General features: G+C 38.8%; 22 protein-coding genes and 1 riboswitch. Of the genes, 2 read left to right on the top strand and 20 right to left on the bottom strand.

The window, feature by feature from the left end:
- Positions 1-46 precede the first annotated feature (46 nt).
- Positions 47-1,069, bottom strand: coding sequence for a tRNA (adenosine(37)-N6)-threonylcarbamoyltransferase complex transferase subunit TsaD (gene tsaD / locus QA584_RS02200; RefSeq protein ID WP_278272891.1), 1,023 nt, complete (start codon positions 1,067-1,069; stop codon positions 47-49).
- 553 nt (positions 1,070-1,622) lie between these two features.
- On the opposite strand from tsaD, the gene QA584_RS02195 reads away from it, so the two are divergent.
- A complete protein-coding gene (locus tag QA584_RS02195; protein ID WP_331487820.1) occupies positions 1,623-3,929 on the top strand; it encodes a glycoside hydrolase family 3 C-terminal domain-containing protein in 2,307 nt (768 codons plus the stop codon).
- A 266-nt stretch (positions 3,930-4,195) separates the two neighbouring features.
- On the opposite strand, the gene QA584_RS02190 is transcribed toward QA584_RS02195, so the two are convergent.
- From QA584_RS02190 to QA584_RS02115, 16 genes are all read right to left on the bottom strand, one after another.
- A complete protein-coding gene (locus QA584_RS02190; protein WP_278272890.1) occupies positions 4,196-4,795 on the bottom strand; it encodes a DUF6715 family protein in 600 nt (199 codons plus the stop codon).
- Between the two features lie 35 nt (positions 4,796-4,830).
- Entirely contained in the window at positions 4,831-5,745 is a 915-nt protein-coding gene (locus tag QA584_RS02185) for a ribonuclease Z (protein WP_278272889.1), read from the bottom strand.
- A gap of 572 nt (positions 5,746-6,317) precedes the next feature.
- Positions 6,318-6,563 carry a hypothetical protein gene (locus QA584_RS02180; RefSeq protein ID WP_278272888.1) on the bottom strand — a complete coding sequence of 82 codons (246 nt, stop codon included), beginning with the start codon at positions 6,561-6,563 and terminating at the stop codon, positions 6,318-6,320.
- A gap of 232 nt (positions 6,564-6,795) precedes the next feature.
- The gene (gene rimI, locus QA584_RS02175) at positions 6,796-7,227 is read right to left on the bottom strand and encodes a ribosomal protein S18-alanine N-acetyltransferase (protein WP_278272887.1); all 432 of its coding nucleotides are present in this window, start codon (positions 7,225-7,227) and stop codon (positions 6,796-6,798) included.
- An 87-nt stretch (positions 7,228-7,314) separates the two neighbouring features.
- On the bottom strand, positions 7,315-8,025 hold the full coding sequence (gene tsaB, locus QA584_RS02170; RefSeq protein WP_278272886.1) for a tRNA (adenosine(37)-N6)-threonylcarbamoyltransferase complex dimerization subunit type 1 TsaB: 711 nt from the start codon (positions 8,023-8,025) through the stop codon (positions 7,315-7,317).
- Complete coding sequence (tsaE, locus tag QA584_RS02165) at positions 8,026-8,454, bottom strand: tRNA (adenosine(37)-N6)-threonylcarbamoyltransferase complex ATPase subunit type 1 TsaE (RefSeq protein ID WP_278272885.1); 429 nt, start codon at positions 8,452-8,454, stop codon at positions 8,026-8,028. It lies immediately after the preceding gene.
- Between the two features lie 255 nt (positions 8,455-8,709).
- Positions 8,710-9,324 carry an ECF transporter S component gene (locus QA584_RS02160; RefSeq protein WP_278272884.1) on the bottom strand — a complete coding sequence of 205 codons (615 nt, stop codon included), beginning with the start codon at positions 9,322-9,324 and terminating at the stop codon, positions 8,710-8,712.
- 252 nt (positions 9,325-9,576) lie between these two features.
- A riboswitch (FMN riboswitch) is annotated at positions 9,577-9,743 on the bottom strand.
- Between the two features lie 191 nt (positions 9,744-9,934).
- Positions 9,935-11,695 carry a class I mannose-6-phosphate isomerase gene (locus QA584_RS02155; RefSeq protein ID WP_278272883.1) on the bottom strand — a complete coding sequence of 587 codons (1,761 nt, stop codon included), beginning with the start codon at positions 11,693-11,695 and terminating at the stop codon, positions 9,935-9,937.
- Positions 11,696-11,752: 57 nt separating this feature from the next.
- The gene (locus QA584_RS02150; RefSeq protein WP_278272882.1) at positions 11,753-12,661 is read right to left on the bottom strand and encodes an ROK family protein; all 909 of its coding nucleotides are present in this window, start codon (positions 12,659-12,661) and stop codon (positions 11,753-11,755) included.
- Between the two features lie 265 nt (positions 12,662-12,926).
- On the bottom strand, positions 12,927-15,389 hold the full coding sequence (locus QA584_RS02145) for a glycoside hydrolase family 38 C-terminal domain-containing protein (protein WP_278272881.1): 2,463 nt from the start codon (positions 15,387-15,389) through the stop codon (positions 12,927-12,929).
- Between the two features lie 46 nt (positions 15,390-15,435).
- Positions 15,436-16,257: a carbohydrate ABC transporter permease gene (locus QA584_RS02140; RefSeq protein ID WP_278272880.1), complete on the bottom strand. Its 822-nt coding sequence runs from the start codon at positions 16,255-16,257 to the stop codon at positions 15,436-15,438.
- A 99-nt stretch (positions 16,258-16,356) separates the two neighbouring features.
- Positions 16,357-17,259: a carbohydrate ABC transporter permease gene (locus QA584_RS02135; RefSeq protein ID WP_278272879.1), complete on the bottom strand. Its 903-nt coding sequence runs from the start codon at positions 17,257-17,259 to the stop codon at positions 16,357-16,359.
- A gap of 247 nt (positions 17,260-17,506) precedes the next feature.
- Positions 17,507-17,761, bottom strand: coding sequence for a hypothetical protein (locus tag QA584_RS02130; protein ID WP_278272878.1), 255 nt, complete (start codon positions 17,759-17,761; stop codon positions 17,507-17,509).
- 74 nt (positions 17,762-17,835) lie between these two features.
- Positions 17,836-18,831 (bottom strand): ABC transporter substrate-binding protein, encoded by a 996-nt coding sequence (locus QA584_RS02125; RefSeq protein WP_278272877.1) that lies wholly within the window; start codon positions 18,829-18,831, stop codon positions 17,836-17,838.
- A 269-nt stretch (positions 18,832-19,100) separates the two neighbouring features.
- A complete protein-coding gene (locus QA584_RS02120; protein WP_278272876.1) occupies positions 19,101-19,259 on the bottom strand; it encodes a hypothetical protein in 159 nt (52 codons plus the stop codon).
- Positions 19,260-19,595: 336 nt separating this feature from the next.
- Positions 19,596-20,321 carry a GntR family transcriptional regulator gene (locus QA584_RS02115; RefSeq protein WP_278272875.1) on the bottom strand — a complete coding sequence of 242 codons (726 nt, stop codon included), beginning with the start codon at positions 20,319-20,321 and terminating at the stop codon, positions 19,596-19,598.
- A 444-nt stretch (positions 20,322-20,765) separates the two neighbouring features.
- Here QA584_RS02115 and QA584_RS02110 point away from each other — a divergent pair, with 444 nt between their 5' ends.
- A complete protein-coding gene (locus QA584_RS02110) occupies positions 20,766-22,538 on the top strand; it encodes an IS1634 family transposase (protein ID WP_278272874.1) in 1,773 nt (590 codons plus the stop codon).
- Between the two features lie 135 nt (positions 22,539-22,673).
- On the opposite strand, the gene QA584_RS02105 is transcribed toward QA584_RS02110, so the two are convergent.
- The 3 genes from QA584_RS02105 to QA584_RS02095 all read right to left on the bottom strand — a co-directional run bounded on the left by QA584_RS02105 (position 22,674) and on the right by QA584_RS02095 (position 25,504).
- Positions 22,674-23,171 (bottom strand): VanZ family protein, encoded by a 498-nt coding sequence (locus tag QA584_RS02105; protein WP_278272873.1) that lies wholly within the window; start codon positions 23,169-23,171, stop codon positions 22,674-22,676.
- Positions 23,172-23,191: 20 nt separating this feature from the next.
- On the bottom strand, positions 23,192-23,692 hold the full coding sequence (locus QA584_RS02100) for a VanZ family protein (protein ID WP_278272872.1): 501 nt from the start codon (positions 23,690-23,692) through the stop codon (positions 23,192-23,194).
- 141 nt (positions 23,693-23,833) lie between these two features.
- The gene (locus tag QA584_RS02095) at positions 23,834-25,504 is read right to left on the bottom strand and encodes a methyl-accepting chemotaxis protein (RefSeq protein ID WP_278272871.1); all 1,671 of its coding nucleotides are present in this window, start codon (positions 25,502-25,504) and stop codon (positions 23,834-23,836) included.
- Positions 25,505-25,712: the final 208 nt, after the last annotated feature.

The following is a 25,712-nucleotide window of genomic DNA, read 5'->3' as shown; positions in this document are numbered from 1 at the left end:
TACACACCTTTCTAAATCGTGGCAATAGTTTCCGATTGCGCAGACACTACCTCTGACCGATTTTTAAATTTGGTACGGCATTTAAGTCCAGTCCGTGTCTTGTTCCGTTTAAATATTCATAATAGGCCGCTGCACCTATCATAGCCGCATTATCGGTACAGAGTATAGGGGAAGGATAATACAGCTGTATTCCCTGTTTTTTGCAGGCAGTATCCATAGCTTGTCTTAATGCGGAGTTTGCAGCTACTCCCCCTGCAATTGCGACTTTATCCATATGATACTCTTTTGCCGCTGCAATTGTTTTTGAAACTAGTGCATCAACGACCGCTTCTTGAAAAGAAGCCGCAATATCTGCTGTATTTACCGGTTCATTTTTCATGGCACAGGAATTTAAATGGTTCAATACTGCTGATTTTACTCCGCTGAAGCTAAAATCATAGGGGAAACCCTCGATATTGGCTCTGGGAAATTCCACTGCATGCTTATTGCCTTCCTTCGCCAGCTTATCGACCTTTGGACCACCCGGATATCCGAGTCCGATTGCCCTTGCCACTTTGTCAAAAGCTTCTCCGGCAGCATCATCTCTGGTCCGTCCAATGATTTCATATTGTCCGTATTCCTTAACAATAACCAGATGAGTATGCCCTCCTGATACAATCAAGCAAAGAAATGGCGGTTTTAGTTCCTGGCTTTCAATGAAATTAGCGGATACATGTCCTTCTATATGATGTACGCCAATCAAGGGCTTACCGGAGGCATAACTGATTGCCTTGGCCTCTGCTACCCCGACTAAGAGAGCGCCTACTAGTCCCGGTCCATAGGTGACTCCGATTGCATCAATATCATCCAAGGTTACCTTTGCCTCGGTTAAGGCTTCTTTTATGACCTGATTGATTTTTTCTATATGTTTTCTAGAGGCTATTTCCGGTACTACTCCTCCATATAGTGTGTGAAGTGCAATTTGCGATGAAATTATATTGGAGAGCACAGTCCTTCCATTTTTAACCACGGCGGCAGCTGTCTCGTCACAAGATGATTCGATTGCCAGTATTAATATATCTTTATCCATAACATTACCTCCTGATAGCAGTACATAAATCCAATAATTATTCTTACTTTAACTTTTATATTACGCAGATTATGCATTATTTGTCCATACTTTTATTTCTCAACTGAAACTTGATGCCCAGACTTAGTATAAGCTGGGGGTTTTTGATAAATTAATATTACCTCAGAAAGATTTGCTTTAAATCATTCTGAGGCAGGAATTTTCCATATACAATATTAACCTTTTACTTAATTTACTGCAATACTTTTTGATTATTTTTTATAGAAAATCCAATGTAAGATTTTTTCTTTACTTTTTATAAATATTTTAATATAAAATCTAAGCAAAATGTTTAATTTTTAATATATATCACCAATAGTATATGTTATATTATAACAACGCATCAGCCTTGTACCATATTATTTTTGTGGATTTTTTCTTTATTTTAACTTATAATATGTTGTATATATATAATATTGGTCAAATTGTACTCCAAAAACTAATAAAGCTCAATAAAAGTATATGGTTTTTACATAGTAACTGTGAGTACCCCATAAAGAAAGGAATAATATACATGGATATCAATAATTTAGTATCTCAATTGACACTGGAAGAAAAAGCAGGTTTATGTTCCGGATTAGACTTTTGGTTAACAAAAGCTGTAGAGCGGTTAAATATCCCTTCTGTTATGTTAAGTGATGGTCCTCACGGACTCCGAAAACAAAAGTCGGAGGGAGATCATCTGGGAATCAACGAAAGTATAGAGGCAGTATGTTTTCCGGCCGGTTGTGCGGTAGCTTCCTCCTTTGACAGGGATTTAATAAAATCCATGGGTGAGGCACTGGGTGATGAATGCCAGGCTGAGGATGTTTCTGTAATATTAGGACCGGCAGTTAATATCAAACGTTCTCCTTTATGTGGAAGAAACTTTGAGTATTTTTCTGAAGACCCTTATCTGGCGGCTGAAATGGCTACGAATCACATCCATGGTGTTCAGAGTAAAAATGTTGGTACCAGTTTAAAGCACTACCTGGCCAACAATCAGGAACACCGGAGAATGACAGCAAGTTCCGAGGTTGACGAGCGAACTTTAAGGGAAATCTATCTGGCTGCATTTGAAGGAGCAGTAAAAAATGCAAAACCCTGGACGGTTATGTGCTCTTACAACAAAATAAATGGCGTATATGCTTCAGAAAATCCTTACTTCCTGACGGAGGTTTTAAGAAATGAGTGGAACTTTGACGGCTATGTAGTAAGTGACTGGGGTGCCGTTAATGATAGAGTGGAAGGACTAAAAGCCGGACTCGATCTGGAAATGCCAGGATCCAGAGGAATAAATGACAGCAAAATTGTTAAAGCCGTTAAGGAAGGAACTCTTGACGAAACTATTCTTGATACGGCAGTGGCACGTATACTGAAAAAAGTATTTCAGTATACGGATAACAAAACAACTGGTACTGTATTTGATAAAGAAAAGCATCATGAACTGGCTCATAAAATCGAGAGTGAATCTTTAGTTCTTTTAAAGAATGATGGTGTGCTACCTTTAAATCCGGTTGATTCTATTGCATTTATCGGAAGCTTCGCCGATAAGCCGAGATATCAGGGTGGTGGCAGTTCCCATATCAATGCCTTTAAGACCACCAGCGCCTTAGAGGCTGTAAAAGCCATTGCCAAAGTAACTTATGCCCCTGGATACGAGGTTAAAAAAGATACGATTGATGAGAACTTGGTTTTAGAGGCTGTAAAGGCTGCGAAAGCTTCCCGCATAGCAGTAATCTTTGCAGGCCTTCCGGATGCCTTTGAGTCCGAGGGTTATGACAGAACCCATATGTCCCTGCCGGATTGCCAGAATTATCTGATTGATCGGATTTGTGAGGTCCAGCCTAATACAGTAGTAGTACTTCATAACGGTTCCCCGGTGGAAATGCCTTGGATTAATAAAGTGAAAGGAGTTATCGAGGCATATCTGGGCGGGCAGGCTGTGGGCTCCGCAGTGGTAAATGCGTTATTTGGAAAGATCAATCCTTCCGGCAAACTAGCAGAAACATTCCCGCTTCGTTTGGAAGATAATCCTTCCTATATTAATTTCCCGGGTGCAAATGATATGGTGGAATATAAAGAAGGGGTATTTGTTGGTTATCGTTATTATGATAAAAAGAAAATGGAAGTATTATTTCCCTTTGGCTTCGGCTTAAGTTATACTACGTTTTCCTATTCCAATCTACAGCTCCATACAGGTAAAACAATAAACTCAGATGGGGATGACAATCTTATAACCATCCGGGATACCGATACCATTACCGTTACGGTGGATATCACCAATACAGGGGCTGTATCCGGAAAAGAGATCGCCCAGCTTTACGTTTCCCCCCAAAAAGACACCGTAATCCGCCCAGTGAAGGAGCTGAAAGGCTTCGCTAAAATTTATCTGGAGCCGGGTGAAACAAAGACTGTTTCCTTTACTTTAAATAAACGGGCTTTTGCTTATTACAATACGGTGATTAAAGACTGGCATGTAGAATCTGGTGATTACGACATCTTAATAGGTAAATCTTCCAGAGATATTGTCTGCAGTAAAACGCTTAATATTGAATCTACAGTTAGAATTCCAAAGAAATATACCCTTAATAGTACCTTTGGGGATCTGTTGGCAGATCCGAGGGCAAAAGGGGTTATTGAACCGCTGATTGCCGGTTATACCTTAGGTCTTGTAGGTGACTCCGGTAATTTAGACGATGTCTTAGGGGAAGGCACCGAAGCTATGATGGCAGCTATGTTCCAGGATATGCCCTTGCGAGCAATTGTTAGTTTTGGCAATGGTGCTATAAAAGAAGAAGACATCCTTGGGATATTAGATATGATAAATTCGGTTAATTAAGGTTGAGGCTGCTAAGCTTATCGTTGTTAAGAATTATTATTACTAATTATCGTTTGGAATTACAATTTTAATTGATATTAAGTTCAATTATAAAAATCCGAAAAATACAGAGTTAGAGAAGAGTTTTCCTTCAATCTGTATTTTTCGGATTTTATTACTGTTTTATATCTGTAGATCTATGGATGAAAACAAATATTATATTATTAGTGTTATTTGTACTATTCCTCTATATCATTATTCCTATGAATCATTATTTTTCTTATCGGTTATTCCTCTGAATCATTATTTTTCTTATCGGTTATTTCCCATCCCATTATTTTCCATTTATTTTGTGAATCCTGCCTTAAAAGAAAGTTTTCATATAGTTTCGTATAGTTGGCATCTTCCTTTGTGGTAAAAGATACAACAAGAGAAGCATATTTTTTTTCTTCCTTTTCCCAATACTTAACTGCGCTGCTTTCATCAATTACATAATTCATAATTGTCCGCTTGGCTTTCCTATAATCGGAGATTTCAACATTTAAGTCCATTAGATAATTGTCCATGGGATTATTCTTAAGGAGTTCATCATCAAATAAAAGACGAAGCTGGTCTGCAAGCTTCTCAATCTGGTCAGGCTTTAGTTTCTCATTTAATAATACTTTTGTTATCCGGCTGTATAACTTTAATACTTCTCGGGGCGAAGAAGGATAACTGGCTGATATGTCTTTTGATAATAGTTTTTCCACTTCATTCATTGACGAAGCGGAGCTGCTTGCAATAGGGTTAGTCCTGGTTCTGATAAATAAATACGTGGAGATTAAGGCGGTTGAAAAGATAAACATGAAAACAATGGTTTTAACTGACTGTTTTTTTGATTTTTTCATAATTTCCGTCTCCTTTTCAGGGATTATTTTAGATTTCATTCATCAGGATTAAACTCAAGTGTAATGCTTTTACGGTCTTTTCCAGCTTTGGCATTGGGAAATATTGCTCTTGTATCTTCCATGAATTCTTCCGGCTTAACTAAAGAAGGGCTGTAATGGGTCAGCCATAATTCCTTTACTCCGGCTTCTTTGGCGAGTCTTGCGGCATCATAAAAGGTCATATGTTTATGGTCAATGGCTTTTTCTTCCTTGTCCTTTTCCCCATACATACCCTCACAGATAAATAGGTCAGCTTCCTTAGCCTGTTCAGAAATTACTGCAATGGGGCGGGTGTCCGTACAATAAGTAAGTTTTATGCCCTGCCTTTTCGGACCTAAGACCATATCCGGAGTATATACCTGGTCTTCCTCTGTGATGGTTTCACCTTTTTGCAGACGGTTCCAGTACATCTGAGGAATTTTATTCTCATTGGCTTTCTCTACATAAAATCTGCCTCCCCGCTCAATTACTACATTATATCCATAGCAAATTACATTATGATTGACTTTAAAAGCCTGAATCACATAACCATTCATTCTTATTTCTTCCGTAGGATTCGTAAGTTCTATGAAGTTAATCTCAAAGGGAAGTTCCGGTGCTATGATCCTGAGTGCATTAACTACCCGTTCAAGACCTTTGGGTCCAATCATGGTTACCGGCTCTGTTCTATCTGCATTACCCATGGTTAAAAGCAGACCCGGCAAGCCGCTGATATGATCCCCATGGTAATGGGTAAAACATATGATATCAATTGGATGGAAACTCCACCCTTTTTCTTTGATGGCAATCTGGGTGCCTTCTCCGCAATCTATTAATAAACTCGATCCATTAAATCTGGTCATTAATGCCGTAAGCCATCTGTTTGGCAAAGGCATCATACCACTCGTACCAAGTAAACAAACATCTAACATAAATTATCCTCACTTATTCTTTTATTATATCGGTCTTTTTCATTCAACAGCCAAGTGATTCCTATCATTTTTATCCTTCATTTTTAAATAGGTGAGTTCTTTGGTGCTAAATCTCTTGAAATATTACCTCTTTCAGAAGTTAAAATGTGTATTCCCATACTTTCTAGTTTACCCTTATCCTGGGAACATACACATATTTTTCTTATAGGTCTCTATTTAATAGTAACATAATGCCATTTTATAATCAAGCATTTGAGGGGTCAAATACACGGCATACAAAAGAAGAATTACATCAGAAGAGAAGCAGGGAAAGGTCACTCCCGTCACTAAAAACTTGGCGAATTACTTTAAGCGGTTTTTGCTCAAACAGTTACTCTTTTTAACTCATACGCAATTTGTCAAGTTTACGTGTCATGAGGAATCTCTTTCCAACCCATTATGTTACAAGCCTGCCAGAATACCGCTTTAGTCTTTTGGGGTCTATATAGAAAGCAAAAAGGCTGTTCCTGACTGCTCCCGGTTCCGATTTCTCGGACACTCCGGCAAACAGCTCTGGAACAGCCTGACCCCTGCTATAGAACTTCTTTTTTCTTAACAACCTCAATTGGTATTTTAAACGTTGATATAAGTTTATCATAACATTCTTCACATATATTAAATTTATGAATTTCCAAATCATATTTTGAAAAGTATCCCCATTCCTTGGCTGCTTCAAATACATCTTCTTTCATGATTCCCTGCTCGATGACAATCTTTTTCCCACACACGTTGCAACTTATGTCCTCGTTAATGCGGATTTTCGTCTTGACCTTGTCCATGTGTTATCCCTCCTGCTAACTTGACCCACTTCTTACTAACATTATAACGTTTTCCATGGTATTTTTACAGTGGGAATTACTGTATCTCGTTCTACTAGGAATATCCAGTGCCATATCTGAATGAGTCTTTCCCATAATTTCATGCATCCTTATGGAACTGAATCAGTTACGTACTGATAATAAGGAGGGCAACTAGTCCCCCCTTAAAAAATGGAAACATATTCTTACCTTCTTACTGAAGCCACATAATCAGGGCATCTTCGGCAGGTGCTTCATAGAAGTTCTTTCTTATACCAGCATCTAAAAAGCCTAATCTGCGGTATAATGCGATTGCTGATAAATTGCCGACCCGTACTTCAAGGGTGAAGGCCACCAGCCCCTGCTTTTTGCCAAGATCAATGAGCTCTTGTAACATGTTACGTCCAATTCCCTGTCCTCTTAACATTTTTTTAACTGCCACATTGTTAATCTGTCCTTCTCCTGCAACGCCCCATAATCCACAATAGGCAACGATTTCGCTTCGTTCTTCCACAACCAGATATATATTATGTGGTTTTTTCATAGAGTCCTTGAAGTCTGTTATGCTCCAGGGTTTTGAAAATATACTGTTCTCCATCTCCTGAACCTCAGGCAAATCTTCTTCTTTCATCCTTCGAATTATCACGTTAACCCCCGTCTGTCTTCACCGGCACACCAATTCAAACGGTTGATATAATGCCTATGTTATTCAACCTTATATGTCGGCAAAGCATTATTGTTCTGCTTTTTCTCTTTCTAAATATTCTCTCTCGGCCTGGGACATCCTAAGATAGGTCGGTTCATGGTCATCTGCACTTTCTGTCAGACCCTGTTTATAATAAAGTATTCCAAGGGCTCCCACTGCTCCCGCTCTTTGTTTAGACAAATGTATGGGGGCAAATTGAATAGGAACTTTCATTATACTTTTTAGGGTATTGGCATGTACTTCTACCCCGTCTCCTAAAAATATTACTTCTCTGCCAAGCTTGTTTAATTCTTCCGCTATCTCGGTGATTTCCACTGCCTTTTGGGCTGTCAGGACCTGAAAACCCTTCTGATTATATTCATAAATTCCTGTATAGACCTGATTCCTTCTGGCATCCATAATGGGGCAGATTAAGCGGTCTGTTCCGTATAAATTATAGGCCAGGGCATCTACAGAAGGCACCTTTATAATCGGCTTGTCCAAGACCAGACCAAGCCCCTTGGCGGTAGAAGAGCCAATCCTGAGTCCGGTAAAGGAGCCGGGACCGCCTGCTACAGCGATTGCATCGATCTCTTTTAAATCCTCATGAAGGAGCTTAACAATCTCATCCAACATGGGCAATAAGGTTTGGGAATGAGTCATTTTATTATTTACTGTATACTCTGCCAACAATTTTTCCTCTGTTACCATTGCAACGGAGGCAACTAAACCTGAACTGTCTATCGCTAATATTTTCATCTATTTTCCGCTCTCCACTGTAATTTTTCTGTAATCAAAGCCTTTCTCCAAATCCTTTTCTAGGGTAATGACTGTCGGAGCTTCTGGAAGTATCTCTTCAATCAGATTGGACCACTCTATTAAACAGACTCCGTTTCCATAGAAATAGTCTTCATAACCAAGCTCATACATTTCTTCTATATCTTCAATCCGATAAACATCAAAATGATAAAAGGGCAGCCTTCCCTCTTCGTATTCCTGGATTATGGTAAAGGTAGGGCTGTTCACCGCTTCCGTAATTCCAAGACCTTTTGCAAAGCCCTGGGTAAATACGGTCTTGCCGGTGCCTAAATCACCTAATAAACAGTATACCTCCCCTGCCATGGCCTGTTCCCCTAATTGTATGCCTAAGTTATAGGTATCTTCCATATTAAAACTTTCAATCATCATAGCTATCTCACTTTACTCCGGTGGATTTGTTTCTATGTGCAATTATAGCAGATTGGGCTAAAATTACAAGTAGGACAACGGTAAACGTTTCAGACCATATCTTAGACAGCCGGAAAGGGCTGCTGCAAATGAAAGTCACTGAACTTTTGCTAAAATATATGGATACTTTCGCAGTTAAGTCAAGTAAGGATTGCAGCAGCCCCTTTGTCCGGGGTTATTATTTAAGTTGGAATGAGAAGTGGCAAGTTTATTGTCTTAGAGACGATTTCTTAATAACCGGTAGGTGTAATGACCGATTACGCCAAGGAATACGCCTTTAAATAAGTTAAACGGTGTAATACCAAAAAGAATCAGAGTGAATTTATCTTTGATTCCGGGAATTACGGTAGCCGCATAAAGTACATTTTCCATACCGCCATAAAGAGTGGCATATAAAGGTATGGTTACAAAGTAGTTCATTAAAAATCCTGCAACAGTCATACAGATGGTAGCAACGCCAAAGGAAATCAGCGGTTTATAATGATTCTTTAACTTTCGGTACAAGATTGCGGCAGGTACGACATATGCAGCACTTACAATAAAGTTGGCAAGTTCGCCCACACCTGCAGTTTTCGTTGCAGTGATACCTTTAATTAAATTCTTAATTAACTCGATTACAAGTCCTGCCATTGGACCGAATTGAAATGCTCCTATGATAGCAGGTATATCACTAAGTTCCAGTCTTAAAAAGCCGATAAAAGGTGGTGATTCCAGTAACATCAGAACATAGGATAAGGCTGATAATAAGCTGATGGTTACCATAGCCCTGGTGGTAAAGGCGGTACCTTTGTTTGAATTCGGTGATTTTGTTTGATGGGTAATTGATGCCATAATAATCTCTCCTTTTCATTTAATTATAAAGGAAAATTCTTGGTTATTAGTACGCTTCACAGGAAAACTATATAATTGTAATCTTACTGACGGCGTATATGCCCTCTATATCGGGCATGGATTATCGCTTATGCATCCTACCCGGAAGGGCTTTTTATTTCATGGAAATATAACGAATTTTTCATAAAATAAAAAACCTCGAATCTATTGATTCGAGGCTAATGATTAAGATTAGTTGCTTGCTATGCAATATTTTCTCTTCTCACATCCAGACTTTACTGTCGGTTTTGGAATTACACCAAATCAACTGATTCACTGCTATTATCAATGTAGTTAAATCAATAACTTCTTGATAAGTCAGAAATCAGGTCGCGGACTATACCGCCGGTCGGGAATTTCACCCTGCCCCGAAGAACTTCCTTATTTAGTTTTTTTCATTTTACAACTTTGGATGGCTCTTGTCAATCCTATTTTTTTAACCATTTTTTATATCACGATAAGATAGTATATATTTCCCTTACATATTCACGAATTATTAGTCCTTAATCGACGCAGTAATATTACCCCTTAATGGACTAAGTAATATTATCCCTTAATGGGCTCAGTAATGTTATCCCCTAACAGACGCAGTAATTACAGTTACCTGCTTTCCCTGGGACAGACCACTGGGGGTCATCTGGTATTCCTTAACACTTGCCGGGATGATGACAGTTTCTGCGTAATGAACATCAAAAGGTTTAAATTCTCCAGCTGTACTTGATATGGTCATTTGTGCTCCATCCACCAGATTCAGCATAGTTACGCTGTCTCTGGACAGACAGGTAATAGACTTTTCAAAGGTATAGCGGTAGGTATCAATAAATTCTAAGTTATGAAGTCCCGTCCGCTCTATGGTTATACCTTCTTCCTCATGACAGGTCTTAGCCTGATGAATTAAATTATCATTGACCCATTTGGTATCTCTGTCCCACTGAATATTTTTTATTCCGTGTTCTAAATGGATGGGTCTGGGTTTTCCATCTAAACCATTTCTCCCCCAATCCCATAGTTTAAAGGTAAAGATATAAGGGGTTGCACTGATTTCCAGAACCACCGTATTTTTTCCGGAACAATGGATGGTTCCGGCAGGAATCAGTATATGGTCGTGTTTTCTCACAGGTATTTTATTAATGTAAGTATCTGCCGGAAATGAATGCTCACCCCCCCTGGCCTTTTCTAAATCCCGTATCATGTCTTCTTTCTTGATGCCCTCTTTTACTCCCAAATATACATAGGTATCTTCTTCCTTTGAAGCCTCCAGTATGTAATAGCTTTCATCCTGAGTATAATGCATACCAAAGGTCTCCTGGATGTATTCTGTCATGGGATGTACCTGGAGGGAAAGATTACCGCCCTCCATGGTATCCAAAAGGTCGAAACGAATTGGGAATTCCGCTCCAAAACGGGCATGGACGCGCTCACCCAGTAACTTTTCCGGGCGGTATAATACCAAATCCATACAGGGGATTTCCACCATAACGTTACCAAATTTAAGAGTCAGGCTGTTTTCCTCCGGTACGCCGTCAAAACTCCAGGCATAATTATCGGACGCCTGATAAAGCCCAAAGACTTCCTTCATCCATTGCCCGCCCCAGACCCCGGGGTCAAAATAGGGTTTCAGACGGAAGGGTCCCGCAGATAATTGGTTTAGTGCTTCGCAGAATGCTTTTCCAGTAATCATCTTAGGCTGGTTGGGAAGATTGGTGTCCACCAGATAATGAATATCTTCGAAATGAGCTTTTTTATGTTTATCTGCCAGGCGCCATTCTATAAAAAATCCACGTTTATATTTACTTAAAATCGGTGCATCGTTGTTTAAACATCTCCAGTTGGGCATACCCCTGCGGTACCGAAGCTGTATTTCCCATCTGGAAAGGTCAAAGTAAAAGTACACATCACCCAAGGTAATTAATCCGGCTCCGACACCCACGATAACTATGAGTTTATCTTCCTCTTCTGACAATAACGTCTGTACTTGTTCTATTTTAGCCTTATCAAAGCAATCCTCAAGTTTTTTATGGGTCATTACACCAAATACACGGTCTTTCGTTAAATTATCTTCAAAGATTTCCGTTATTTTATCGCTGTCATAAGCACATTCCTCAGAATCAATCAGTAAAGAGGGATTTAACTGCTTTAACCAAAAGATAAGCTCACTTTTATCCACTCCCGGATATAAATCAAATACGAAAATGCGTTTTCCCTCTGACTCCAGTCTGCGTATTTCCGACAATATGGATTCATAACCTTCAAAAGCCTGATTGTCAAAACCATCAATCACTTTAAAGGGTGACAAATCATAATTATTATAAATTGAGTATTTTCCACCCATTTTTTTCTCCTTTTAATCTGACATTCATAAGTATAATGAAACATTGCGGTCAGGTTCTTACCTCCTAGTCCGAACATAAAGCCCTTTTAAAATACTCACTGACGTATCTTCTGTTAGTCTGACTGCAATCTGATGTTCTTTACAATACTGTTCTAACTCAGCGCCAAAAAAGCAGAAGCTTTTCGAAACCTGTCCGCCAAGTACCAGGCAGTCCGGTGAGAAAGATTCTAAAAAAGGTTCAATGGCTTCTTTTATGTCACTTCCAAACTCTTTAAAAGTCAGAAGCGCTGTCTCCTCTCCCCTCACTGCCAGATCATATAAAATCCTTCCCTCCACAGGGTCTTTTAAATACTTAGCTGATAGTTTTTGTAAACCCCTGCTGGATACATAATCGTCAATAATGCTGTCTCTAAAAGGCGTTTTATAAATCCAGCCGTTTTCCGGGAAATTTATCGTTTCTTTTTTTAGCACAATTTTGTCTTCCGTAAAGGATGTACCAGAACCTGTGCCGATACATAGATACATGGCACGGCTAAAGCCTGCGGCAGTACCAAAGTGGCTTTCGCCGATGGCAAAGGCTTCCACATCATGAACGAATACAAGGGTGAAGTCTTTTCTAAAGTACTTGTATGTGCCCTTTTTCTTTATGACCGCTATAAGTTCCTGTCTAAAATCACAGTTATAGATGGAGTCGTATTTATTCAAGCCTATCATCTTACTGATGCCATGTTCATAATCAAATGGACCCGGAAAGGCAAACCCAATACCGGCAATACATTTCTCAGGCTCCTCGATGGTGTCAATCAGGTTGCTTATGATATCAGCAAAGTTAACGAAGATTTCCTCCTTTGGCCGGTTTGATTTGGCATCAAAGGTGCTTATATCATGAAGCAGTCTTCCGGTTTCCGTCAGAATTCCGCCTTTAATCTGAGTGCCGCCTACATCCAGCATTACATAATAAATCATATACTCCTTACTCCATTCTCTTCCCTGTTCTTTTTATTTGTTTTTGATCTGTGTTTTTATTTGTTTTTGATATCTGCTTTATATCTGCTTTTATTTCTGCTTCTATATCTGTTTTTATTTCTGCTCTTATTTCTGATCTTATTTCTGCTTTTATTTCTTTTTTACATCTGCTTTCATTTCTGCTTTTATTTCTGCCTTTATTTCTGCTTCTATATCCTACTTTTATAAGTGTTTTTATATCAGCTTTTATACCTTTTTTTGTTCTTTATATATAGAAAGATATCATGCCTTCATTCATTGCTTCACATACTTCCATGGCCTCTTCTTTGGAGGTTTTATCCGTGGTGGTTAGGGAGTAGGCAAATTCATAAAAGCCGCCTAAATCTACTTTAAAATTAGTTTCCCAGTAATTATTCATTATCCAGGAGTAGGCAGTACTCTTGTTTAATTCTGTATCCTTGCCGTCACAAAGTTTAATTGGTTTGGCTTTTAAATCCCCAAAGGTAACTAACGGTGCATCCTTAATAGCAAGGATTACATCCTTCTTGGCACCTTCCATTACAATACCATTTTGCAGGAGATAGAACTCCTTGTTGCTTCCCGGAAGCTGATCAAGACCAGGACGAAGGATGCAGCCGGTTTTATCTATATATGTTACTTCCTCCTCCCCTGCTGTAAAGGGAAGTGCTATATACAGGTTCTCCGGTTCATAGACACTTTCTTTGTGAATACGGACCATGGCTTCCAATTTTGGTATTCCTTTGTAAACCTTTAAGAAGACACTGTAAAATCTGGTTCCTTCCAGATGATAGTCTAACTGTACTGCTGTATAAATATCACCATTTTCTATAATCCGGATATCTTTTAATTTAGAGCCGTACCGTCTTGTGGAAACATCCTTGCGGTTTCTGCCCATTCTTCTTCGTTCTTCACAGGCATTGGTTTTGATGTCTGTTACTTCATAAACACCGGAAAAAGGTGCATAGGGAATTTCAGAACGGACTAAGTCTTTTCCATCCCGTTTATCAATTATGGAATATATTCCTCTTTCTTCACTTAGTAAGACTTTATAAAATGCGGTCTCAATGCAGGATGTATTTTCTTCATAGGTATCCGGTAAAAGAATATCACGGATTCCTTCGGCGCCTATATGAGCGTGGTTTTGTACCGTAGCATTATGCGGTTTTCTTGTAGGATGTATTGCTATGGTCTTTTCTTCTTTCGAATCAAGACTAACTGCTACTTCCACCTGAATCGCACGGGCTATCTGTTTTATCTGGTGTTTTAAAACTTCTCCGGTATTTACATCCACTACTTCCACGGGTATATCAAGGCTGTAATTTATGCCGTCTAAATATTCCCAGAATTCGATATATACCAGCGCAGTGGTTTTTAGAGGAATTCTGTGAGGATTGATTATGGTATATTCCTGTGGTCTGTCCTGTCTAATTGTGACTTCACCTTTTTTAGCTAAAATCTGATCCAGGTTTTTGGCAATCGCTGTATTGCCGTTAATCGCATAGGCTGATTTCTTTAATTCCAGGTCTCCAACCAGGGTTTCCCAGGGTTCTGATACGGAGGAGGAATATCCCCAGGTATGTTCCGCATACAGCATCAGGTTTTCGGAGGCCTCATCCACCAAACGGGAATCTCCCAGGGTTCCGCAGGCATCCAGCTTTTTGCACAGGTTGTATTTTCTCTGGGCATCTTTAAAGTTTTTTACTACTGAGGGGGTAGAACCTACACCATCTGCCCACCAGTCATTCCAGTCTCCTTTATAGGTGGGGATATCGAAGCATTTATCTTTCACCTGTTCAAAAAACTGATCTAACGTAACCATTTTAACTTTAAGTTGTCCGGCAAAGGTCTCGTTTAAACGATTGACACGTTTGGCAATGGAAGCACTTGGGGGTGCATTATCCGTAATTGCACCAGATACCATAAAGGGTATTAGGTCATATGGATATCCTTCCTCCTCAAGGTTAACTAAATAACGCTCCAACCGGCTGCACAGTACTTTAAATTCCTCTTCTTCTGTCGCTTCAAGACCTTCCTTATACATAATATCCTTCCTCATTTTTTCCGTTATTTCGTCACGGATGAAATAGGAGGTACCGGCATGAGGCGCAAACTGTAACTCATTGCCAAAGTGATAGTGTTCTCCGTTCCAGACTAAGATTTTATTTCCCTTTGGACTTTCCCAGTAGAAGGGAATCTGTTTCTTATATAGCGGGAACATGCCATGATGTGGGTGAAGACAGGAAAATAAGTGCTCTACTCCATTTTCAGCTAAGGCATCGGCGTACCCCCAGGCAAAGCCGTTAATATCTGCACTCATACCGCTCTTTACCGGAATTCCGGTTTTTGCTTCATAAGTTTTTGCCTTTCCGATTCTGGACTTTAAAATGTCATAATTAATTAGCTCCGTCATATTTAAATAATTGCCGGATAAGCCGATTTCACCACTTTTTACGTATTTTTCAAAATCCTCTTTATATTCACTACTGGCACTGGCATAGAAATTCTCCACCTGCCAAAAGTTCTCACACTGCCATACAAAGCCCCTGCTGTCGGCATTCTGGTTTTTATGGATATCATTTAAGATATCGATAGCCTGTTTTAAAAAGTCCTTGTGATAATTGATAATCTTATCCTGACGCTCCGTATAACCAATGTCTGTGTGGGAATGGTGGATCAGGTACACATTCCATTCTTTTTTAAATTTCATATATAGACCTTCTTTCTATTATATAATGTAATTATTGCTTTCTTGCTTACTTACTTTGATAAGCAAAGCCTGCTTCAAAATTCTTTTGCAGGAATATAAATAATAATACGGTCGGTATGGAGGCTATGATGCAGCCCACCAGCAAGGCTGGGACATGGGCTTTACCCATTAAGGATATGGCTGCCATGACCGGTCTTATATTTGAGGACTTTGTAAAGGTGATACCAAACATCAGGTCATTCCAGGCCCAGGTAAACTGGGATAAGAATACCACAGATAACGGTGCTTTTGACATTGGGACAAAGATTCTGGTTAATATCTGCATATCCTTACAACCGTCTATTTTGGCTGATTCACAAATTTCATTGGATATTCCCATAAAGAAATTCCGGAGTACAAACATGCTAAAGGGTATGCAGATGGCGGTATAGAATAAAATCATTCCAGCTCTGGTATCATAAAGATGCAGCTTAGCGAAACCCCTGTATACCGGAATCAGATAGATTTGGAATGGAAAAATCGTTCCGCAGTATATTAATAAGAACCAGAACATCCGGAATCTGATTTCCAGCTTTGCGATGGCATAGGCGGCCAGTGCCGCAAGGATAACCGATAAAAGTGCACCGCTGAACGAATACAGGAAACTGCTTAGCATCCCCTGGTAAATGTCTGCTCCCTTGCTTAAATATCCGAGATTCTCAAACAGCAGAAAGTGCTTAGGCATATCCCATATGTTTCCTAAATTATACTCCTGTTTTCCTTTTAAAGCACCCATAACTGTAAAGATCACTGGAAAAATCCAAATTGTAGCCAGTACCGACAGTATTGTATTAATCATGATTTTTTTGCTCTTTTTTTGTCTTATCATAATGACCTCCTTATCTTAATCTGGATTTGGAAATTGGGTGACAACCATTATAACTGCCAATCCAAACTTATCCTTTATGGTTATACTTATTCTTGCAGGTTATACGGTCAGGTTATTATCTGCAAATGTATTTTTCAGATTAAAGTACGCAATTACCAGAATAACAATAGACAAGACCACTGCTACCGCTGAACCGATACCAAATTGGTTTCTTATGAAGGATTCCTCATACATGGTTAAGGCAAGAGTTTCCGAACTGCGGTAAGGACCGCCTTTTGTCATGACCCAGATGGAATCAAAGATCTTAAAGCTATTTACCAGGGACATTAAAAATACTACGATGGTTGTAGGCTTTAACAACGGGAATATCACTTTGGTATACATGCTAAGGGTTCCTGCACCTTCCAGAGCTGCGGCTTCAATCGGAGAAGCCGGAATATGGTTAAGACCGGATATAAATAAAATCATATTAAGACCGATTCCCTGCCACATTCCCATTCCTATCATGATAAAAGTATTGATATAAGGTATTGCCAGCCAGTCACATACCAGGTTATCCATCCCAAGCAGCCCAAAAATCTGGGGCAGACCATATGTGGATATCATAGAGGCAATAATCATACCTCCTACCGTTGCCGATAATGCCGTTGGGAAATAAAATATATTTTTAAAACCTGTCAGCCAGGAACTCCTTGATACCAGTATGGCAAAAAGCAATGGAATTACCAGTGAGATCAGTAAAGAGCAGACTACCCAGATTATAGTGTTCATTACGGATATCTTGAAGTTGGCATCGTGGAACAGATAAATGTAGTTATAAAAACCTACGAATTTAATGGGTGAAAATCCATCCCAGGTATGAAAGCTTAAATAAATCGTGTAAAAGATTGATGTAATAAAGAATACGACTGTTAGTATTACTGCTGGCATAAGATATAAATAGTTCTTTAAGGTTTTGGGACCTTTTTTTAACTTTTTACTATTGATTGATTGTTTATCCATTTTCTTCCTCTTTCTTATATGTAATATGAACGATGGATAAAACATCAGGGCCCGGCAGACCGGGCCTCGTGATGTTATCAGGAAACAATTCCGGTTTATGTTATAAATTTAATTTGAATTAATTAAGTTATGCAAGCCTTAAGTCACTGCAAATCATAAAACCTTTTGAATTTTATGGAGCTTTTCTGGTTATAACTTTCAAGTTATAACTTTCAGGGATAGCACTCAGAGATAGTTTACGCTTTTTTTATTTTAAGTTTTTGAATACTTCATCTGCTTTCTTTTGAATATTGCCTAATACTTCATCGATATCCGCACCACTGTACATAAATCTGGACAGCTCATCCAGTGCATAATTTCTGATATCCTCCGGTGTATTTTCATAATATCTTAAATATAACTGATAATTATCGGAGTCTGCAGTCATCTTTAAAATATTCTGGATCGTCATGTTACTAACGGTTACTGTACTGGTATTCGCTATACCATTCTCATTTAACATTACATTCTGAGTATCCGGTTTGTAAAAATTACGGAGGGCTGCAATAGCTGCTGCTTTATCCTTACTTGCCTTTGCTACGCAAATTGGAGATGCTTCGAAAAAGATAGTGTTTTTTGTCCGTTCATGCTTGGCACAACAAAGGAATCAAAATCATTACCAGAATCCAGACCGTATTCCAGCACCAGTGAGTTGGCAGTTGGATTCGGTTCCAGCATAATTGCAATTTCACCCTTGGCAAAGGTCTTGGTCATATCCGCGTAGGCCTGAGGTTTTGCAAAGTATCCTTTTGCAAACATATCCCTCCAGATTTCCATTACTTTTTTTACACTCTCATCGGTATAGGTTTTGGTGCCGTTACAGATATCCAGATATAGCTGGGGTTCATAGGCTGCTATTAATTGCTCAAACCAGATAAAACTTGCCCAGGAATCATTCTTTAAGCCTATAGGTGTGACTCCGGTCTGTTTTATTTTTTCGCAGTCAGCTAAAAATTCATCAAAAGTTTTTGGTGTATCCGCGATGCCGGCTTTTTCAAAGACTTTTTTATTATATATACAGGTGTTATATAAGACACTGTATGGTGCCGCATAAACTTTTCCGTTAATTGTAAACGCTTCTTTAATATCTGCGGAAACCCCATCTGCTATGTAATTATCCCATTCTGCAGTGAGATCTTCTAACTTGTCATTCTTAGCCAGTGTCTCTAACTGGGCTCCACTCCACCAGGTAAACATTCCGGGTGCCGATTTATCATCAATGGATTGCTGCAGGGAAGTCTGGTATGCTGCTACATCCGGGTAATTGACGATTTTGACATCTATACCGGAGTCATTCTTCCAGACTAATGTTAATTGGTCGATAATTGCCTGATCACCTAGTTTGTCAAGCCAGAATTCAGTATTGCCCGCTGCTTTGGTGTCTACTGCTTTGGTGTCTTCCGTTTTTGTGCCCTCCGGCACAGAATTTACAGCCCCTTCTGTTTCTGTTTTGGTGCCCCCACACCCGGTAACTATGATGCTCATCATTGCTACACACAATAATAACGTTGACAGTTTTTTCATCTTGAACATGATAATACCCTCCGTTTAATTTATTATAACGTTATAATGTTATAACGTTATAATATACACTAACATATGGAATCCGACTTGTCAATTGAAATATTAAACCTAGTTCATTCTTAATAATCTAGTAGTTATTGACTGTTTAATATTACTGGGTACATAGATATGGTTGTTTATTTTATCTTTTAAGTATTTTATAAAGCTATGTTTTTATCCGCTGAATATTCTAACCGCTTCATATTAGTTACCGCTTCATATTAGTTACCGCTTCATAATCATAACCACTGAATAACCCGCCCTCTTTGAATAACCCATCCCCTCTGAATAACCCACCCCCGGAGTATTATTTTTAACTTGATATTGGCATTGCTGGAGTAATCTGCTCTGGAATGCATTTTTGTATCCTTGCTTCTGGTCTGTTTGTCTAGAAACATAAAAAACATCCATTATAAATGCAAGTAATTCTTAGCAAAATATCTTTTGAACGATATTCTGGTACCTGTATTATAATGAATGCTTTTTATGAATGTTTTTTGTTTATGCTTATTATTATGCTTTTATTTATGCTTTATGATCTATGCTTTTAAACCTATGCTTTTTAATCTACTTTAATCTATGCTTTAAATCTATGCTTCTCATCTATACTTTTAAACTATGCTTCTAATCTATGCTTTTAAACTATACTTCTAATCTATGTTTCTAATCAAATGCTTTTAAACTATGCTTCTAATCTATGTTTCCTTCTCATAACAATCATTATGTTATAAGATTTATAATTCTACCGAATACTTATATTTATCACCTGGATAATAACAAACCGCATATTCCACCAGTTCATTTTCCTGGTTGGTCGTCTTCCTGGTTCTTTTAAAAACCGGCGACCCGGCTGATATATTCAGATATCTGCCGATTTCCTTATCGGCCAGGGTCGCTTCAAAGGTATCCTGTCCTTTTACAATTTTAACTCCGTATTGCGACTCCAATAAGTTATAAAGGGATTTCATATACTGCCTCGGATCTAAGGGCAGGTCATAATTCTTTTTTAAATAGGTTATGGAATATACGATTGGAGCAGCTTTCGCGCTTCTTACACGAACTAATTTATAGGCTTCGTCCCCTTCTTTGATATTTAATTTGGAGGCAATCCATTTATCTGCTTTTTCCAACGTAATATCGCAGTAACTCGTTTCCATTTTAATGCCATGCTGTTCCATCTCTTCGGAGAAACTGATTACCCGCTTTAATTTCTCATCTATTTTTTCTTCAAAAATTACAGTGGTACCAATTCCCTGTGAACTTTGCAGGTATCCTGCATTCACCAGCGAACTTACTGCCTGTCTGACGGTCACCCGGCTGACATCATAAAGTTCCTGAAGCTGCTTTTCGCTGGGTAATACTTCACCGTAGGCATATTCACCTTTTTCAATTTTTTCCTTTAGAATATTTTCGATTTGAAAATATAAAGGAGGGGCGCCTTTTTCGTGATTTAGTTTCATGTCGTTCATCCTTCTCCATGTTTGTGATTTCGATATATTAATACAGATTTGGAAATAAACCATTCATAAGATGAAAAACTCCCGTCTTTAAAAACTTAAAGACGAGAGCATTTGTCTCTTATTAACTCTTTTATTCAACTCATCTTTACTGTTAGAGTCTCATCTATTTGCATTATAAATTTACGTTTATATCTCCACTTACAGTTTTTAAACCAGTTTTTACAGAATTTCCAATTCATTATCTCATTCAGAATAGCATGCCGTATTTCATTTGTCAAGTTTGCAAAACCTTGATCTCATCGTAAATCCCGGAAGTTTGACAGTTAAATGAAGAATAAATTGCTGTAAGCCTTGATATAGGCTTATTTTTTTGTCAAATTTCGCGTAAATATATGTAGCTATTTTTGGCTATATATGGTATAATAAGGCATGGAGGTGTTTTTTATGAAACTAACTGTTAGTAAGTCCAAAAATTCTTCATCTTTCTATGTACAAAAAACCATACGCAAGCAGAATGGCTCTGTTACCACTGTTACAGTTGAAAAATTAGGTAACCTTGATGAAGTAAGAACAAAAGCTCATGGCATGGATCCATATATTTGGGCTCAGGAATACGTAAATGAACTCAATCGTAAAGAGTACGACGAACAGAAAGAGATTATTGTTAGTTATTCCCCTACTAAACTCTTAAAAAAGGGTGAGCAAAAAGCTTTTAACTGCGGATATCTTTTCTTGCAGGATGCTTACTACAGTCTTGGTCTCCACAAAATATGCAGCTCAATCCGTTCAAGGCATTCCTTTGAGTATGACCTAAATGATATCCTTTCCAAACTTATTTATACAAGGATTCTCTATCCTTCTTCTAAACTGGCTTCAAACAGGCAGGCCGACGTGTTCATAGAACAACCTTCTTTCGAACTGCATGATATTTATCGTGCCTTATCTGTTCTGGCACAAGAAAATGACTTTATCCAGGCAGAGCTTTATAAAAATAGTCAGAAAGTCGTGGAACGACGCAAGGATATCCTTTACTACGATTGTACTAACTTTTACTTTGAACTTGAAGAAGCGGATGATCTTCGCAGATACGGAAAGAGCAAGCAGCATCAGCCTTTACCCCTGGTTGGTATGGGTCTTTTCATGGATTACGATGGTATTCCTCTGGCTTTTGATATCTTTCCCGGAAATCAAAGCGAGCAGCCTACTCTGAAACCTTTAGAAAAAAAGGTGATCAGTGATTATGGTCTGGATCAGATCATTGTCTGCACCGATGCAGGGCTCTCATCCAAGAGCAACCGTAAATTTAATGATAAATCCATTGGAGGCGAGCGACTCCGTAGTTTTATTACTACGCAGTCAGTCAAACAACTCCCTTCCTATCTAAAAGACTTTGCCCTTGATCCAGATGGGTGGCGCCTGGCTGGCGACAGCCGAACCTATAACATTAGTGAGCTGGATGAAACAGAAGATTACAATAAGATTTACTACAAGGATCGCTGGATAAAAGAAGACCTGTCCCAAAGAAAAATCAAACAGGGTGCTACCCCACTGGAACAGCATTTGATTGTTTCCTTTTCTTTAAAGTATCAACGCTATCAACGCAAAATACGTCAGGGGCAGATTGACCGAGCACAGGAGCTTATCAATAGTGGAAAATATAAACAACGTCCCAAAAATCAGAACGACCCACACCGTTTTATTGGACATGAGGTTGTTACGGAGGATGGTGAGGTATGTTCAAAAGATATCCCATTTCTGGATGCAACTGCTATCCATGAAGAAGAACGATATGATGGTTTTTACTCCGTATGTACGAACCTTGAGAACATGGGGATTGATGAGATTATTAAGATTAACAAGAAGCGCTGGGAGATTGAGGAATGCTTCCGTATCATGAAAACAGAGTTTAAAGCCCGCCCTATATATCTTCAGAAAGAAGATCGTATCAAAGCACATTTCATTACGTGCTACATTGCATTATTCGTGTTCCGGGTACTGGAGAAAAAGCTTTCTGGAGAATACACCTGTGAAGAGATCATGGATACCTTGCGAACTATGATGATATCACGCCCAGGAGAAAAACTTGGTTACATACCAGCCTACACAAGGACAGACCTTACGGATGCTTTACATGAAGCCTTTGGTTTCCGTACGGATTATGAGATTATAACCGACGTTAACATGAAGAAGACTATTCGAGAAACAAAGAAAAAGTAATAATATATAGCTACATTTTTTCATCATTAAAAAGCGGAAAATGCCTTATAAATACAGCGTTTTCCGCTTTTGACCTGTCAAAGATGGGAGAATAGCATGCCGTATTTCATTTGTCAAGTTTGCAAAACCTTGATCTCATCGTAAATCCAGACTTTTTTCTTTGTTCTTTTTCCTGCACAATAAGACAACGCAAAAGAATCCTAAGCCCAAAGTTATTCCGATACTGTCAATAAGTACATCAAGGAGCTGACCAGAGCGCTCCGGTACAAATAATTGATGGAATTCATCCGTACAGGCATAAAGGACACAGATTCCTTCACACCATAGAAACAAATTCCAGCCTCTTTTCTTGTGATAGATATACAAGGCAAAGGCTGCTGCTATGCCTAATAAACCGTATTCTGTCATATGACCTAATTTACGGATAGGGGTATGTATGGAATCTTCTATTGACAGTTTTTGTTCGGGGGTTAATTCTATCTTCATAATGGCTGCTGCCGTATTTACAAGCCGATTTGTTAAATTTGAGCTTAATGCAGAAGATTGATCTCCATTGGCAGTAGAAAACCGGAATATGATAACCATCATGATGAGGGCCGGCAGCCAGGTTAATAAACCAATTTTACTTTTCAAACTTTTTCTCCTTCTAATAACTACTTCGTTTCCCATTTACCTGGCTTAATCCTTTGATAAATGTTAATGATAGAATAAAAAAACAGGATACCAAAAAACATGCCAAGACTGTCTATTAAAACATCCGTGAATCTACCGGAACGCAAAGGGACAAATAATTGGTGTATTTCATCCGTACAGGCATAAAAAAATCCAAAAGCCATACTAATAAGGATCAGCCTTCCCTTATTCATATGATACCGGTACAAGGCAAAAGCAAGGGCAAAGGCAAGGGCTGCATATTCTGTGAAATGACCTAGTTTGCGCACAAGGAGGTTCAGAATATTTAAGGATATCTGTTCCTGACCAGAATTAAAATCTAAAAATGGAACTGCAACGAATACGTTAACAAGCCTGTCGGTCAGACTCACACTTAAGGTATTGGACTGTACGCCGTCCGTTCCTGAAAAATTGAAGATTAGTACTAATAAAAATAAAACCGGAATCCAGACCCATAATTTAGCCAGACGCTTTATTGACATGCCTCTTGTTACCTTTCTATTTATTATTCAGAATATACTATTGATATAAATATTCTCACCAAGTATTACTATTCTAAACAATAAAAAGTGTCTCCTAACAGGAGATTATCCGGTTTTCATAAAACATATCGGCTGTCTTCTCTACAATTTAAACCGATCCACCAGTCGCTCCAGCTCATAAGCAATTCTTTGCAATTCCTGAGCTGACTGGTTGACATTATCCATACTTGAGGATTGTTCTTCCAGGGACATGGCTATCTCTTGGGTAGAGGCACTGGACTGCTGAATTATCATAGAAATTCCCTCCATGGTATTTACCACTTCTGATTTATCGCCATTGATCTGAGTTATGCTGTTGATTACTTTTTGTATCTCCTCAATTACACTGCTTATGGAGCGGTCTATGATTTCAAAGGCTTCGCCGGACTCTTTGGAGACTTCCGTGGTTTTTACGGCTGCCAGAGTTCCCTGCTTCATATACTCGCTTGTTTTATCAATTGCCAGTCCAACCTCGTCTATAATTGTTTCAATCCCGGATATGGATTTTGAGGTCTGTTCCGACAATTTACCAATTTCATCGGCTACGACAGTGAAGCCCTTGCCGTTTTCCCCGGCTCTTGCACTTTCAATCATAGCATTTAAAGCTAACAGCTTGGTCTGGTCTGCAATATTTTTTATTACAGTAGTAATTTCACTCATTGCCTCTAGTTTGCTGTTTAATAAATCCACCTGTTCTTTTATCTGCACCGTAATCTGTGCATTCTCATCTGCTGCTGTTTTTAACTCATCGATGCACTGGGTTCCGGTCTGATTGGCAGCCTTGGATTCTTTAATGCTGTCCCACATAACACCTGTCATACTATTTAACTCATTAATCTTGTCGGCTAAAGCACTTAAACGGTCTATTCCTTTTTGGGTATCGTTAGCAAGGGCTGCAGAACTGTTATTTAACTGCTCAGAGGCCTTTGATATACCCTCGGCAGTGGCTGAATTCTCCTCTAAGACAGTTGCCAGACTCTGGGAACTGTTGGCAACCTCATATGCATTCTGTTTGATCTCCCCCACGACTCCTCGAAAGGTCTGCCGCATATTTTCAAGGGCTTCGCTCATTTTACCAAGTTCATCCTTGCTTTTATGCTCAAACCCGCCTGTAAAATCTCCCTCTGCAAATATTTTCAAACGATCACATATTTTGATAATAGGTTTAATGATTCTTCTTGCCAATACCGAACCAAAAAGAACCGCCAAAACCATACTGATGACAGCGATTGCTGCCGTTTCAGTAAGGGTCATTTTTATCTGGTCATACATGCTTTCTAAAGATATACCTATATTTAGAGCTCCCGTAATCTCTTTGCCATTGGAGAATTCTGTTGATATATTATACACTTTTTCACCGGAAGGAAGTTTTAGTATCTGTCCCAGTGTTTCCTGATTATTTATTACAGCGGCTACATCTCCTGATTGTGTTGCGGAAGAGGTTGCATCTGCACCGCCTGCATCCTGTGTCAGTTTACTGTTATCAGACACTATGACATTGGAGCTTTCATCTGATAGCGAGACATAGACAATATTTCCGTCGCTGCCATCCTTAATATTTTTAAATATATCCTGGAGCTGATTTAAATCAGAAACATTGTTACTAATAATTTCACGTTTTGTATTCAGAACCAAGGTTTTACCGTCACTTTCCATCTGGGCGATTACGGATTTTTGAATCATAAAATAGGACACCCACATAAAGGATGCCGAACAGATAAAGGTAATCAATATTATGACAATAAGAATTTTGTTCATTAATGATTTAATCATTTGTAATTATCCCCTTTCTCCCTTTTTTACATATTTCTACACATTATACTATATTCTGCTATCATAGTAAACGTATTATTTTTAGATGTTTCTGGATAATTTCTATATTGATAATTACAATAGATAGGGTTATAGCTCCCTACCTTTGTAACCGGTCAATCGGATATCAGACTTACCCCGTCTGATCTCAAAACTGCCCTTTTTACAA

Origin of the sequence: Anaerocolumna sp. AGMB13025, assembly GCF_029689925.1 — a bacterium.
GTDB lineage: Bacteria > Bacillota > Clostridia > Lachnospirales > Lachnospiraceae > Anaerocolumna.
This window is presented reverse-complemented; position numbering and strand designations above follow the sequence as displayed.

Bases quoted from the DNA above. Each gene is read 5' to 3' on its own strand.
- tsaD (WP_278272891.1), bottom strand. From the start codon at position 1,069: ATGGATAAAGATATATTAATACTGGCAATCGAATCATCTTGTGACGAG.
- QA584_RS02195 (WP_331487820.1), top strand. From the start codon at position 1,623: ATGGATATCAATAATTTAGTATCTCAATTGACACTGGAAGAAAAAGCA.
- QA584_RS02190 (WP_278272890.1), bottom strand. From the start codon at position 4,795: ATGAAAAAATCAAAAAAACAGTCAGTTAAAACCATTGTTTTCATGTTT.
- QA584_RS02185 (WP_278272889.1), bottom strand. From the start codon at position 5,745: ATGTTAGATGTTTGTTTACTTGGTACGAGTGGTATGATGCCTTTGCCA.
- QA584_RS02180 (WP_278272888.1), bottom strand. From the start codon at position 6,563: ATGGACAAGGTCAAGACGAAAATCCGCATTAACGAGGACATAAGTTGC.
- tsaB (WP_278272886.1), bottom strand. From the start codon at position 8,025: ATGAAAATATTAGCGATAGACAGTTCAGGTTTAGTTGCCTCCGTTGCA.
- tsaE (WP_278272885.1), bottom strand. From the start codon at position 8,454: ATGATGATTGAAAGTTTTAATATGGAAGATACCTATAACTTAGGCATA.
- QA584_RS02160 (WP_278272884.1), bottom strand. From the start codon at position 9,324: ATGGCATCAATTACCCATCAAACAAAATCACCGAATTCAAACAAAGGT.
- QA584_RS02155 (WP_278272883.1), bottom strand. From the start codon at position 11,695: ATGGGTGGAAAATACTCAATTTATAATAATTATGATTTGTCACCCTTT.
- QA584_RS02150 (WP_278272882.1), bottom strand. From the start codon at position 12,661: ATGATTTATTATGTAATGCTGGATGTAGGCGGCACTCAGATTAAAGGC.
- QA584_RS02145 (WP_278272881.1), bottom strand. From the start codon at position 15,389: ATGAAATTTAAAAAAGAATGGAATGTGTACCTGATCCACCATTCCCAC.
- QA584_RS02140 (WP_278272880.1), bottom strand. From the start codon at position 16,257: ATGATAAGACAAAAAAAGAGCAAAAAAATCATGATTAATACAATACTG.
- QA584_RS02135 (WP_278272879.1), bottom strand. From the start codon at position 17,259: ATGGATAAACAATCAATCAATAGTAAAAAGTTAAAAAAAGGTCCCAAA.
- QA584_RS02130 (WP_278272878.1), bottom strand. From the start codon at position 17,761: ATGTTAAATGAGAATGGTATAGCGAATACCAGTACAGTAACCGTTAGT.
- QA584_RS02125 (WP_278272877.1), bottom strand. From the start codon at position 18,831: ATGTTCAAGATGAAAAAACTGTCAACGTTATTATTGTGTGTAGCAATG.
- QA584_RS02120 (WP_278272876.1), bottom strand. From the start codon at position 19,259: ATGTTTCTAGACAAACAGACCAGAAGCAAGGATACAAAAATGCATTCC.
- QA584_RS02115 (WP_278272875.1), bottom strand. From the start codon at position 20,321: ATGAAACTAAATCACGAAAAAGGCGCCCCTCCTTTATATTTTCAAATC.
- QA584_RS02110 (WP_278272874.1), top strand. From the start codon at position 20,766: ATGAAACTAACTGTTAGTAAGTCCAAAAATTCTTCATCTTTCTATGTA.
- QA584_RS02100 (WP_278272872.1), bottom strand. From the start codon at position 23,692: ATGTCAATAAAGCGTCTGGCTAAATTATGGGTCTGGATTCCGGTTTTA.
- QA584_RS02095 (WP_278272871.1), bottom strand. From the start codon at position 25,504: ATGATTAAATCATTAATGAACAAAATTCTTATTGTCATAATATTGATT.